The organism is Methylobacterium sp. E-025, assembly GCF_022829705.1.
GTDB lineage: Bacteria > Pseudomonadota > Alphaproteobacteria > Rhizobiales > Beijerinckiaceae > Methylobacterium.
The window spans coordinates 61,625-73,893 of record NZ_JAKSYR010000102.1; the positions used below are offsets into that span (position 1 = coordinate 61,625).

Annotated in this window: 10 protein-coding genes, 1 tRNA gene and 1 pseudogene; 4 read left to right on the forward strand and 8 right to left on the reverse strand. The window is 69.1% G+C overall.

What is annotated here, in order from left to right:
• Positions 1-37: 37 nt before the first annotated feature.
• Entirely contained in the window at positions 38-2,398 is a 2,361-nt protein-coding gene (locus MKK64_RS12530) for a putative bifunctional diguanylate cyclase/phosphodiesterase (protein ID WP_243935241.1), read from the forward strand.
• A 130-nt stretch (positions 2,399-2,528) separates the two neighbouring features.
• Positions 2,529-2,717: pseudogene (locus MKK64_RS28090) on the forward strand (zinc ribbon domain-containing protein); the annotation flags it as partial.
• A gap of 39 nt (positions 2,718-2,756) precedes the next feature.
• Here the strand turns inward: MKK64_RS28090 and MKK64_RS12540 are convergent.
• Together MKK64_RS12540 and MKK64_RS12545 are read right to left on the reverse strand one after the other, a co-directional pair.
• Positions 2,757-3,242: a hypothetical protein gene (locus tag MKK64_RS12540; protein WP_243935243.1), complete on the reverse strand. Its 486-nt coding sequence runs from the start codon at positions 3,240-3,242 to the stop codon at positions 2,757-2,759.
• Positions 3,231-3,305, reverse strand: a tRNA-Glu gene (locus MKK64_RS12545). Before MKK64_RS12545 ends, MKK64_RS12540 begins: the two co-directional genes overlap by 12 nt.
• Before the next feature lie 128 nt (positions 3,306-3,433).
• On the opposite strand from MKK64_RS12545, the gene MKK64_RS12550 reads away from it, so the two are divergent.
• On the forward strand, positions 3,434-4,411 hold the full coding sequence (locus MKK64_RS12550; protein ID WP_243935573.1) for an RluA family pseudouridine synthase: 978 nt from the start codon (positions 3,434-3,436) through the stop codon (positions 4,409-4,411).
• 243 nt (positions 4,412-4,654) lie between these two features.
• Positions 4,655-5,539, forward strand: a complete 885-nt coding sequence (gene rpoH, locus MKK64_RS12555) for an RNA polymerase sigma factor RpoH (protein ID WP_243935245.1) — start codon at positions 4,655-4,657, stop codon at positions 5,537-5,539.
• Positions 5,540-5,628: 89 nt separating this feature from the next.
• Here rpoH and MKK64_RS12560 read toward each other — a convergent pair whose 3' ends face one another.
• The 6 genes from MKK64_RS12560 to MKK64_RS12585 form a co-directional block, all read right to left on the reverse strand.
• The gene (locus tag MKK64_RS12560) at positions 5,629-7,029 is read right to left on the reverse strand and encodes a histidine kinase (protein ID WP_243935246.1); all 1,401 of its coding nucleotides are present in this window, start codon (positions 7,027-7,029) and stop codon (positions 5,629-5,631) included.
• A gap of 51 nt (positions 7,030-7,080) precedes the next feature.
• Complete coding sequence (locus tag MKK64_RS12565) at positions 7,081-8,373, reverse strand: adenylosuccinate synthase (protein WP_147727418.1); 1,293 nt, start codon at positions 8,371-8,373, stop codon at positions 7,081-7,083.
• A 159-nt stretch (positions 8,374-8,532) separates the two neighbouring features.
• A complete protein-coding gene (locus MKK64_RS12570; protein WP_243935248.1) occupies positions 8,533-8,874 on the reverse strand; it encodes a hypothetical protein in 342 nt (113 codons plus the stop codon).
• 288 nt (positions 8,875-9,162) lie between these two features.
• Positions 9,163-10,020, reverse strand: a complete 858-nt coding sequence (locus MKK64_RS12575) for a D-amino-acid transaminase (protein WP_243935251.1) — start codon at positions 10,018-10,020, stop codon at positions 9,163-9,165.
• 58 nt (positions 10,021-10,078) lie between these two features.
• A complete protein-coding gene (gene purB, locus MKK64_RS12580; RefSeq protein WP_243935254.1) occupies positions 10,079-11,386 on the reverse strand; it encodes an adenylosuccinate lyase in 1,308 nt (435 codons plus the stop codon).
• Positions 11,387-11,486: 100 nt separating this feature from the next.
• Positions 11,487-12,242, reverse strand: a complete 756-nt coding sequence (locus MKK64_RS12585; RefSeq protein ID WP_147727422.1) for an arginyltransferase — start codon at positions 12,240-12,242, stop codon at positions 11,487-11,489.
• Positions 12,243-12,269: the final 27 nt, after the last annotated feature.

Consider the following 12,269-nt stretch of genomic DNA (forward strand, 5'->3'; position numbering starts at 1 on the left):
GGACACTTCCGACTCTGATTTCACCAGTGAAGTCGACATGCATTCGATCGTGACTTGCGTTCGAGACTTCCACGACGAGCAGCTGTTGCTGTTGGCCGCAGTCGTATGCAGCGTCGGCATCTACGCCTCATCCGCTATCGCCGCTCATGCGGCGCGTTCGGAAGGCGTAGCTCGGCGCAAATGGGGCATCGTCAGTATCGTCGCCGCCGGCTGTACCGCGTGGGCGACCCACATGATCGCCCTGCTCGCCTATCGACCCGGCATGGCAGCCGGCTTCGAACCGATCCTGACGGCAGTCTCGCTGTTCCTCGTGATCGGGGGGATCGGCACCGGGGTCGGCCTCTCCATCGGCCAGCGCGCGCGTGCGCCCCGCTTCGTGGCAGGCGTCATCCTGGGTTCGGGCGTCACCGCCCTCCATTACGTCGGACAGGCGTCATATCGGGTGACGGGGCACGTCACCTGGGACTGGGGCTTCATCGCCCCATCCGTGCTCCTGAGCCTCGGTCTTTCCGGCCTCGCCCTGATCATGGCGGGTGAGCGCGATCGCTCCCGCCGACGTTTCGCCGGCCCCCTGCTGTTCGGTTCGATCGTGGTCCTGCATCTCGCCGGTATGACCGCGGTCACCATCGCCTACGACCCTCGGGTGGCATTGCCCGCCTCCGCCATCGCCCCGGAGACGATCGCCCCGATCATCGCGCTCGTCTCGTTCGGCCTGCTCAGCCTCGCCTTCTTCGGCTTGCGGTCCGCCTTGAATGCCCGGGCGCAGCTGCGCAGGGACAGCGCGCGTCTGCGGGAGCTGGCAAGCCTTTCGCTCGAAGGCCTCGCCGTATGCGACGGCGAAGTCGTGACGACGGCCAATCGTAGCCTTGAGGAGATGTCCGGCCTGACTCAGGCACAGTTGGTCGGGTGCAACGTGAAACGCCTGCTCCCCGGACTGGTGCTGGGCGACCTCCCGGAACACGAGGAACGCGAAGTCGAGCTCGTCGACGCCGCGGGTGGGCATGTCCCGGTCCGCGTCGTACGGAAAGACATCTCGCTCGGCCACAAGCGCCAGACCGTGATCGCCTTCCGGGACCAACGGGAGCGCCTGCAATCGGAAGCACGGCTTCGGACGCTCGCCTTCACGGACACCGTGACTGGGTTGCCCAACCGGGCTCGCTTCGGCGACCTGCTGACCCACCATTCCGCGACCTTGCGGAACGGGGAAGGCGGCTTCGCCGTGCTGATGCTCGATCTCGATCGGTTCAAGTTCGTCAACGATACGCTCGGTCACGGCATGGGCGACGACCTCCTGCGCAAGGTCGCCGCGCGGCTGCAAGCCGTCGTCGGCGAAACCAACATCGTGGCACGTCTCGGCGGGGACGAGTTCGCCATCCTGCTTCTGGGCTCCGTCGGCGTCGCGTCTGCGGAATCCCTGGCGGTTGCCCTCGTGGAGGCGATCGATCGACCCTTCCTGCTCGACGGGCAGCTGGTTCATGTCGGCGTCAGCATCGGTATCGCGATGGCTCCGCTGAACGGCAGCCAACCCGAGCAACTGCTCCGCAATGCCGATTTCGCCCTCTACAAGGTTAAGGGTGAGGGCAAGGGATCTTTTTGCCTGTTCGAGCCCGCGCTTGCCGAACGCATGCAGGCGCGCATCCGTTTGGAAGCCGACATGCGCCGCGCCCTCGAGGTCGGCGAGTTCGAGGTCCACTACCAGCCGCTCGTCGATGCCGAGACCGGGGTAGTGACCGCAGCGGAAGCCCTGGTCCGCTGGCGTCACCCTGTACGCGGCCTCATTCCGCCGATCGAGTTCATCCCCCTGGCCGAGGAGACCGGCCTCATCTTGCACCTGGGTGCCTGGGTGCTGCGAACGGCTTGTACGCAGGCGTCGACGTGGTCCAGCGCGATCAAGGTGGCGGTCAATCTCTCGCCCGTTCAGTTCCGCGACGACCGTCTCGCGGAAACGGTCGCTGCGACCCTCGAAGCGACCGGGCTTGAGGCGGGCCGTCTCGAACTCGAAATCACGGAAGGCGTCATGCTCGACGACGAGGAACGGACCCTTTCGATGCTCACGAAGCTCAAGGCGCTTGGTGTCAGCCTCGCGATGGACGACTTCGGGACCGGGTATTCCTCACTCAGCTATCTGCGCCGCTTCCCGTTCTCGAAGATCAAGATCGATCGTTCCTTCGTTCGTCTCCTGCCTGAGGATACGGAGAGTGCGGCGATCGTCCGGGCCATCATCACCATGGGCGCGTGCCTGGGTATGACGACCACCGTCGAAGGTGTGGAGACGGCGGAACAGTACGCGTTCGTCGCCGAGGCCCAATGCAGCCAGGTTCAAGGCTATCACGTCAGCCGTCCGCTGCCCCATCTCGAGTTCCTCAGTTTCCTGACGGGCATGAAGGCCGCGGCTTGAGCAATCGCTGACGTTCGTCACGCTGCTTTCAGGATGAACCCGACATTTGCTTTTCATCGCGCATGACGTGTCCAACGCGGTGCAGACGACGCTGAACGCCCACAACCCGCGTGTCACGCCCGCACGCGTGGTGACGGGGCCGATCCTGCTCACCGGACTTGCGACGCGCACGACGTGCGGCGGCGCGATGACAATGCGGACCGGGACCTCGAAATCGAAGAAGGTGCACACCTACTACAGTTGCTCGACGAAGGCGCCTCAGGGTGCGACGGGCTGCCCGGGCCGCTCGATTCGAATGGCGACGCTCGATACGCTCGTCACCGACCACCTCGTGGCCGAACTGCTGCAGCCCGAACGCCTACGGGCGACTTTGGCTTCGCTGTGGGCGCTCAAGGCTCAGCAGGCGGCAGAGGTCGATGGCCGCGTGGCTGCGCTGCGCAGCGAACTCACGCTGGCGGAGGAGAAGCTGCGGCGGCTTTACCGGCTCGTGGAAAACGGTGAGGACGAGCCGGACGACCTCCTGCAAGAGCGGCTCTCCGCTTTGCGGGCGGAACGGGATCTGGCGAAGGCTGCGCTCGGCCGGATCCGTGATACCAGCCCGGGCTCTGCCGAGATCAGCCCTGAAACGATCGAGCGCTTCGGGCGCTTGATGCGCGAGCACGTGACGTCGGGCGAGATCCCGTTTCGAAAGGCATGGCTTCAGGCGATCGTCGACTGGGTGGAGGTCGGAGAGGACGTGATCCGCATCGTCGGCGACAAGGAGGGCTTGGAAACTGCCATGACTGGAGCCGGCGGCGCAGACGTACCCGGTGTTCGCAGTTTTGTACGCAAATGGCGCGCCCACGGGGAATCGAACCCCGGTCTGATCCGTGAGAGGGACCTGTCCTAACCGCTAGACGATGGGCGCGGTCGCTGCGGCTGATGAAGCTATCGGCCGGCGAGGCGTTCGTATAGCGACGGTACGGCGATGGAGCAAGACCCGGGCGGAGCCTTTTTCGCCGGGTCGTGAGGAGTGGCGTGTTGCAGGGTTTCGAGATCGAAGGCGAGCGGCAGGCGGTGATCGGGCCGGAGGCGGAGCGGGTTCGCCTCGACAGGGCGTTGGCGATCGCCTTTCCCGACGTGTCGCGGGCGCGGTTGCAGGATCTGGTCAAGGCGGGCCACGTCCGCCGCGACGGGGTGACGATCCTGGATTCGGCGGTGAAGGTCGGGCCGGGCACGGTGCTCGCGGTGGTGCTGCCCGAGGCGGTGTCGGCCGAGCCGCAGGCGGAGGCGGTCGACCTCGTCATCGCCTATGAGGACGACGACCTCGTCGTGATCGACAAGCCGGCCGGGCTGGTGGTCCATCCGGCGCCCGGGCACGCGGCCGGCACCCTCGTCAACGCGCTGATCGGCCATTGCGGGGCGAGCCTGTCGGGGATCGGCGGCGTGCGCCGGCCCGGCATCGTCCACCGGCTCGACAAGGACACGAGCGGGCTGATCGTCGTCGCCAAGAACGACGCCGCCCACAAGGGCCTCACCGCGCAGTTCGCCGACCACGGCCGTAACGGGCCGCTGGAGCGGGCCTATCTCGCCCTGGTCTGGGGCCTGCCCGAGCCACGAGTGGGCACCATCGACGCCAACCTCGACCGCAGCCGCAAGAACCGCGAGAAGATCGCGGTGGTGCGCCCCGAGGAGGGCCGGCACGCAGTGACGCACTACGCGGTCGAGGCGGCCTACCCCGAGGCCGCCCTGGTCCGCTGCCGGCTCGAGACCGGGCGCACGCACCAGATCCGCGTGCACATGACCCATCGCGGGCATCCGCTCCTGGGGGATGCGGTCTACGGCGGCGCCTTCATCACCAAGGCGGCGCGGCTGTCGGAGACCGCGCAGGCCGCGCTGAAGGCCCTCGGGCGGCAGGCGCTGCACGCGGCGCTGCTCGGCTTCGCCCATCCGCGCACCGGCGAGCACCTCCGCTTCGAGAGCCAGCTCCCGCCGGAGATGACGCGGCTGGTGGCGGCGCTGGCGGAGCGCTGAGCCGCGTAGCCGCCGGCCCACGGTCAAGGACCAGCGTGTGAAACCGCACCGAGGCCCGCGACCGATCGTGACAGGTTCGACCTTCCGGAGGCGTGATGCGTTGAGGTCTATGTTCGCGTCGCGGACCCGCTACCGGCTCGGAGTTTTCCCCTCTACCATGGGGATTCGGAGAGCCGGCTTGAGAAGCGGTGCTCCGCACCAGAGTGTCCGCCCGCCAGGGGGACCATCGTCAAGGAGAATGCCATGGCCGGCGCATTGCCCGTGCTCGCCAACGAAGGTGGCCTGTCGCGCTACCTCGACGAGATCCGCAAGTTCCCGATGCTGGAGCCGACGGAAGAGTTCACGCTGGCCAAGAACTGGCGCGACGGCGGCGACCGCGAGGCGGCGCACCGCCTCGTCACCTCGCACCTGCGCCTCGTCGCCAAGATCGCCATGGGCTATCGCGGCTACGGGCTGCCGATCGGCGAGGTCGTGTCCGAGGGCAATGTCGGCCTGATGCAGGCGGTCAAGCGCTTCGATCCCGACAAGGGCTTCCGCCTAGCGACCTACGCGATGTGGTGGATCAAGGCGGCGATCCAGGAATACATCCTGCGCTCGTGGTCGCTCGTGAAGATGGGCACCACCGCCAACCAGAAGAAGCTTTTCTTCAACCTGCGCAAGGCCAAGGGCAAGATCTCGGCGCTCGAGGAGGGCGACCTCAAGCCGGATCAGGTGGCGCAGATCGCGACCCGGCTCGGCGTGCCCGAGCAGGACGTGATCGACATGAACCGCCGCCTGTCCGGCGACACCTCCCTCAACGCGCCCCTGCGCGAGGAGGGCGAGGGCGAGTGGCAGGATTGGCTCGTCGACAACGCGCCGAGCCAGGAGACGGTGCTGGCAGGCGAGCAGGAAGGCCAGAACCGGCTTTCGGCGCTGCGCGACGCGCTTTTGGTGCTCAACGCCCGTGAGCGTCGCATCTTCGAGGCGCGGCGCCTCGCCGACGATCCGATCACCCTGGAGGACCTCTCGGGCGAGTTCGGCGTCTCGCGTGAGCGGGTCCGCCAGATCGAGGTGCGGGCGTTCGAGAAGGTTCAGGAAGCGGTCAAGCGCAACCTCGCGACGCGGGAATTGCCGCGCATGGGTGCGTGACGCCTAGACCAGCGTCGGCGGCGACATCCGGGCATGTCCCCTCCCCCCATACGGGGAGGGCGGCACGGCCTTCCGTTGGAGCGGTCAGCTCACTTCCACTGGTCGAACGCCTCCTGCACCACCTGCGTGCCGGCGCTGCCCTTCTCGAAATTGAGCACGGCGCGCTGCCCGCTGGCGTAGCGGATCGCGATGTCGAACCAGGGCTTGTGCAGCAGCAGGTCGGTGTTGCGGTCGACGTCGCCGCGCAGCGACGACAGCCCGATCAGGAACAGGTTCTCCCGCACGCGGACCGGTAGGCCCGAGACCGGCGAACCGCGGGCGGCCTCGTCGTCCTTGGCCTGAAGCAGGCCGATATCCTGCACCGAGCGCTTCTCGCCGTCCGCGCCGGTGCCGGTGAAGACGAGATTGATGGTGTGCGAGGCCGGCAGGGTCTGGTCGAGGTTGCGCTGGATCGTCATGACCAGCGTGAGGCCGGCCTCCGGCACCGTCACCGTGGCGACGATCGCCGTCTCCAGGGGCTGGCCCTGCTCGCCGGGAACGGAATCGAGGCGCCAGACCACGCGGCCGGTCGTCGAGGTCGGCGCCGCGTTCTGGCCCGCGGTGTTCTCCTCGATCAGGACGGCGCGCTGCGCAACCGCGATCCCGGGTTGGCTCGGCGGGCTCGCGGGATTGCGCGACCCGGCCTGGTCCGTCGCGACGGCCGGCGGCGATGCCTTCGGGGCGGGGTCGCCGCCGATCCGGTCCGAGAACTTCGTCTCGGCGCCCTCCGGCTGGGTTTCCGCCGTCTCGGCACCGCCGGAGGGCAGGTTCGCCGGCTTGTCGCGCAGCAGGAACGCCGCGACCGCGATCAGCCCGATCACCACCGTCAGGACGATGCCGACGAATGCGTTGCGCAGCATCCGCGAGCGCCCGCCGCGCGGCGCCACCACGTCGATGCGCGGGCGCTGCCGCCCGTTCGCCGCATCGTTGGCGGCGATCGGATCGTCGACGGCCTCGGCCGGCTGGACCGCGGCAGGCTCCGGCTCGGGGATCGGATCCGCGCCCTTGGGCTTGCGCGCGGTGATCGGCACGGCGGCCTCGCGCGGCTCCTCCGGCGGCTTCGGCAGGAAGGACGGGGGCGGAGCCGGCGGGAGGAACGGCGTGGCTTCGAGCTGCGGCTCGGGCTCGAGCACGGGGGCCGGCAGCGGCGCCGGGGTCGGCTCGGGGATCGGCGGTTGCGGCGGCGGAGGCGGCACGATCGCCGGCGCGGGCGGCGGGGCTTCCTCCGGTGCGGGCGCGGGTGCGCCGTAATCGACCTCCAGCCGCGCGATGGCGTTGTCGAGCGCCTGCCGCTCGAGATCGATGTCCGCCTCGGGCAGCGGCGGGTCGAGGGAGCGGAGCTGGCCGATCAGGGCGTTGCGCGCGCGCTCGTAGACCGCCTTGCGCATGGCCGGCGTCCGGTCGGGCAGGGCATCGAGCGCCCGCGCCAGCAACGGGTAGTAATCGGCCATGTCCTCAGGGATCCGCGGGTTCGCGGTCCGCGCGTCGCGCGGACCGGACGATCAATCCTCGAAGGGATTGTGCATCAGGATGGTGTCGTCGCGCTCGGGCGACGTCGAGAGGAGCGCCACCGGGCAGCCGATCAGCTCCTCGATGCGCCGGACGTACTTGATCGCCTGCGCCGGCAGCTCGGCCCAGGAGCGGGCGCCGGCGGTCGTCTCCGACCATCCGGGGATCGTCTCGTAGATCGGCTCGACCCGGGCCTGCGCCGCCTGGCTCGCCGGCAGGTGGTCGATGACCGCGCCGTCTAGGCGGTAGCCGGTGCAAACCTCGATCGTCTCGAACCCGTCGAGGATGTCGAGCTTGGTCAGGGCGATGCCGTCGATGCCCGAGGTCCGCACGGTCTGGCGCACCAGCACCGCATCGAACCAGCCGCAGCGGCGCTTGCGCCCGGTGTTGACGCCGAACTCGCGGCCCTTCCGGCCGATGGTCTCGCCGATCTCGTCGAACAGCTCGGTCGGGAACGGGCCTTCGCCGACGCGGGTGGTGTAGGCCTTGGCGATGCCGAGCACGTAGCCGATCGCGCCCGGGCCGAGGCCCGAGCCGGTCGCCGCCTGCGCCGCGACGATGTTCGACGAGGTGACGAAGGGATAGGTGCCGTGGTCGACGTCGAGCAGCGCGCCCTGCGCGCCCTCGAACAGGATGCGCTTGCCGGCGCGGCGCTCCTCGTCGAGCAGCGCCCAGACCGGGCAGGCATAGGGCAGGATCGTCGGCGCGATCGCCTTCAATTCGGATAGCAGGGCGCCCGCGTCGACCTCGGCGATGCCGAGGCCGCGGCGCAGGGCGTTGTGGTGGGTCAGCACCCGCTCGATCTTGGCCGGCAGGGTGTCGGCATCGGCGAGATCGACCACGCGGATCGCGCGGCGGCCGACCTTGTCCTCGTAGGCCGGGCCGATGCCGCGCTTCGTCGTGCCAATCTTCAGCCCGGCGTTAGCGGTTTCGCGGAAATGGTCGAGCTCGCGGTGCAGCGGCAGGATCAGCGTCGCGTTGTCGGCGATGCGGAGGGATCGCGGCGAGACCTCGACGCCCTGCGCCTGGATGCGGGCGATCTCGTCGACGAGGTGCCACGGGTCGACGACGACGCCGTTGCCGATCACCGAGAGCTTGCCGCCGCGCACCACGCCCGAGGGCAGCAGCGCCAGCTTGTAGGTCACGCCGTCGATGACGAGCGTATGCCCGGCATTGTGGCCGCCCTGGAAGCGGACCACGATGTCGGCCTGCTCGGAGAGCCAGTCGACGATCTTGCCCTTGCCCTCATCGCCCCATTGGGCGCCTACGACGACGACGTTCGCCATGCGTGCCTTCAGACCCGTGGCCCGTTCGCGGGCGCCCGGCGTTGCGCCGCGCGAGAGAAAACCCGTTGCCGTGAGGGTGTTTCCGCGATCCGGTCCGGGAAATCAAGCAAACCGCCCCCGCCGTGTCGAACCGGCAGGGGACGAGCTTCGGCGCGGAGCCTATTTGGCTTCGGTTCCGGGCTTCTGCCCCGGCAGCTCGCCCGGCTTGATCACCGGCATGGAGCCGGCGTTCGGGTTCGGCGGCTCGACCACCATGCCGGGGGCCGCGTTGCCCGGCGGCTTGATGACGCCGTCGCTCTGCCGCAGCTTGTCGCTGAGCGTGGAATCGGCCGGCGGCGTGTCGGCATTCGGGCGTACGCGATCGGGCGGCGTCTGGTTCTGGGGCGGCAGCACCGGATCGCTGTCGCGACCCTTCAGCGGCGCATCGGGATTCTGGGCGAGCGCGGCCGTGGCGACCAGCGCGAAGACCGAGGCGGCGAGCCCCGTTAGGACCTTTGACAACGAAGACCTCCCTCTCGTTCGCGATCGGGAAGCAAACACCGAGGCCGGGGAACCGTTCCTGTCGCGATCTTTTGGGACGCGGATGCCTCGTTCGAATCGAGCGCCGCTTCGCTCCCCCCTCTGCGGGAGAGAGTGGCCCGCGAAGCGGGTCGGGAGAGGGGAGCGCGCCATCCGGACCTGTCGCTTCCCTCTCCCGACCCTCGCTGACGCGAGGCCCACCCTCCCCCGCTCCAGGGGGGAGCGAAGGCGCGGCGAAAAATGTCTCCGACTGGGTCGCGAAAGGTCTCCTCAGCTCCCCCGCGCCATCGCGATGTAGAGCTCGCGCAGGCGGCGGGCGATGGGGCCGGGGACGCCCTCGCCGATCGTGCGGTCGTCGATGGCGACGACCGGCATCACGAAGGCCGAGGCGCTGGTGTAGAACGCCTCCGCCGCCGCGTAGGCCTCCTCGACGGAGAACAGGCGCTCCTCCACCGTCAGGCCGGTCTCGGCGGCGAGCCGCATCACCGCGGCGCGGGTGATGCCGGGCAGGAGCGCGGTCGAGAGCGGGCGGGTGACGAGGCGGCCGTCCCTGGTCGCGATGAAGGCGGTGGAGGACGAGCCCTCCGTGACCGCGCCGTCCTCGACCATCCAGGCTTCGGCGACGCCGGCCTCCGCGGCCGCCTGCTTGGCCAGCACCTGTGCGAGCAGGGCGACCGACTTGATGTCGCGCCGCTTCCAGCGCAGGTCCTCGACCGTGACCACCTTGGCGCCGGTCTCGGCCAGCGTGTTGGCGAGCACGGTCTTGGCTTGCGTGAACATCATCACGGTCGGCGGCGTGCCGGCGGGCGGGAAGGCGAAGTCGCGCTCGTGCACGCCGCGCGTGACCTGCATGTAGACCAGCCCCTCGACGACGCCGTTCCGGGCGACGAGCTCGGTCTGCAGGCGCTCCCAGGCGGCCGCATCGTGCGGGTTGCGGATGCCGATCTCGCCGAGCGACCGGTCGAGGCGGGCAAGATGCGCCGCGTTGTCGACGAGGCGCCCGTCGATGATCGCCGAGACCTCGTAGATCCCGTCCGCGAACAGGAACCCGCGATCCATCACCGGCACGCGGGCCTCGTCGAAGGGCAGGAATTCGCCGTTGAGGTAAACGATGCGGGGTGACGCCACGGCGGATGCCCTTTGCGATGACCGGTCGAAATCGTTCCAAGCAGGATTCGTGCGGGGTTCAGCCGTCCCCGAAGACCCGCGAGAAGATCGTGTCCACGTGCTTGAAGTGGTAGCCGAGATCGAAGCATTCCTCGATCTGCTCGGGCGACAGGGCCGCCGTGACCTCGGTATCGGCCTTTAGCAGGGCGAGGAAGTCGCCCTCCCCGCGCCAGACCGGCATCGCGTTGCGCTGGACGAGGCGATACGCGTCCTCGCGACTGACGCCCGCCTGCGTCAGGGCCAACAGCACGCGCTGCGAGTGGACGAGGCCGCCGAGCCGGTCGAGATTCTTCTGCATCTGGGCCGGGTAGATCAGCAGCTTGTCGATCACCCCCGTCATGCGGGCGAGCGCGAAGTCGAGGGTGACGGTGGCATCCGGCCCGATCATCCGCTCGACGGAGGAGTGCGAGATGTCGCGCTCGTGCCAGAGCGCCACGTTCTCCATCGCCGGCAGCGCGTAGGCGCGCACCATGCGGGTGAGCCCGGTGACGTTCTCGGTCAGCACCGGATTGCGCTTGTGCGGCATCGCCGAAGAGCCCTTCTGGCCTTCCGAGAAGAACTCCTCGGCCTCCAGCACCTCGGTGCGCTGCAGGTGACGCACCTCGATCGCGAGCCGCTCGAGCGACGAGGCGACGACGCCGAGCGTCGCGAAGAACATCGCGTGCCGGTCGCGCGGGATGACCTGGGTCGAGACCGGCTCGACCGTCAGCCCCATCTTCTCGGCGACGTAGGCCTCGACCCGCGGATCGATGTTGGCGAAGGTGCCGACCGCGCCCGAGATCGCGCAGGTGGCGATCTCCTCCCGCGCCAACACCAGCCGGGCGCGGTTGCGCGCGAACTCGGCGTAGGCCTGGGCGAGCTTGAGGCCGAAGGTGACGGGCTCGGCGTGGATGCCGTGCGAGCGGCCGATGGTCGGGGTGAGCTTGTGCTCGAGCGCGCGGCGCTTCAGGGCGGCGAGCAGCGCATCGACGTCGGCGATCAGGATGTCGGCGGCGCGGACGAGCTGGACGTTGAGGCAGGTGTCGAGCACGTCCGACGAGGTCATGCCCTGGTGGACGAAGCGCGCCTCCGGCCCGACGATCTCCGACAGATGCGTGAGGAAGGCGATGACGTCGTGCTTGGTCACCGCCTCGATCGCGTCGATGCGGGCCACGTCGAACACCGCGTCGCGGCCCTTCTCCCAGACCTTGTCAGCGGCCTCCTTCGGCACGACGCCGATCTCGCTGAGCGCCGTGGTGGCGTGCGCCTCGATCTCGAACCAGATCCGGAAGCGGGATTCGGGCGACCAGATCGCCGTCATCGCGGGGCGGCTGTAGCGGGGGATCATCGGCGTCTCGGATCTCGCGGGCGTATCGTGCCGCGCGCCTAGCACGGCTGAGCCGGGAGGTGAACGCACCGCAGGGCCGGCCCTGCTGACCGCGCTGGCGTTACGCCTTCGGCTCGACCCGCACCCAACCCTGCGGCTGCAACCGCTCCTGCGGCAGGAAGCGGGCCTTGTAGTCCATCTTGCGCGAGCCCTCGACCCAGTAGCCGAGGTAGAGGTACGGCAGGCCCATCTCGTGGGCGCGCCGGATATGATCGAGGATCATGTAGGTCCCGAGCGACCGGTGGGCCTCCGCCGGGTCGTAGAACGAGTACACCATCGACAGGCCGTCGGAGAGCACGTCGGTGAGGCAGAGCGCCACCAAGCCGCCGACGCCGCGGCCGTGGATCGCGGTGTCGGGCCCGCGCCGGCGATAGGCGACGAGGTGCGTGTCGACGTGGCTGTCCTCGATCATCATCGCGTAGTCGAGCACCGTCATGTCGACCATGCCGCCGTCGCCGTGGCGGGCGTCGAGGTAGCGGCGGAACAGGGCGTACTGCTCGGAGGCCGGGCGGTTCGGCTCGGGCGTGCCGACGAGGTCGGCGCTGCGCGACAGGATCCGGCGTTGGCTGCCGCTGGCGACGAAGTCGGACACCACCACGCGCACCGAGATGCAGGCGCGGCAGGTCTCGCAGGCCGGGCGGTAGGCGATGGTCTGCGAGCGGCGGAAGCCGCCCTGCGTCAGGATCTCGTTGAGATCGCGGGCGCGACGGCCGACGAGGTGCGTGAACACCTTCCGCTCCTCCTGCCCCGGCAGGTAGGGGCAGTTCGACGGTGCCGTCAGGTAGAATTGCGGTGTGTCGCGCGGGTGGCTCGTCACGCTTCGCGCTGCCCTCTCGCCACGGGT

Excerpts from the sequence above, each read along its gene's own strand:
- MKK64_RS12530 (WP_243935241.1), top strand. The coding sequence starts at position 38 with ATGCATTCGATCGTGACTTGCGTTCGAGACTTCCACGACGAGCAGCTG.
- rpoH (WP_243935245.1), top strand. The coding sequence starts at position 4,655 with ATGGCCGGCGCATTGCCCGTGCTCGCCAACGAAGGTGGCCTGTCGCGC.
- MKK64_RS12560 (WP_243935246.1), bottom strand. The coding sequence starts at position 7,029 with ATGGCCGATTACTACCCGTTGCTGGCGCGGGCGCTCGATGCCCTGCCC.
- MKK64_RS12565 (WP_147727418.1), bottom strand. The coding sequence starts at position 8,373 with ATGGCGAACGTCGTCGTCGTAGGCGCCCAATGGGGCGATGAGGGCAAG.
- purB (WP_243935254.1), bottom strand. The coding sequence starts at position 11,386 with ATGATCCCCCGCTACAGCCGCCCCGCGATGACGGCGATCTGGTCGCCC.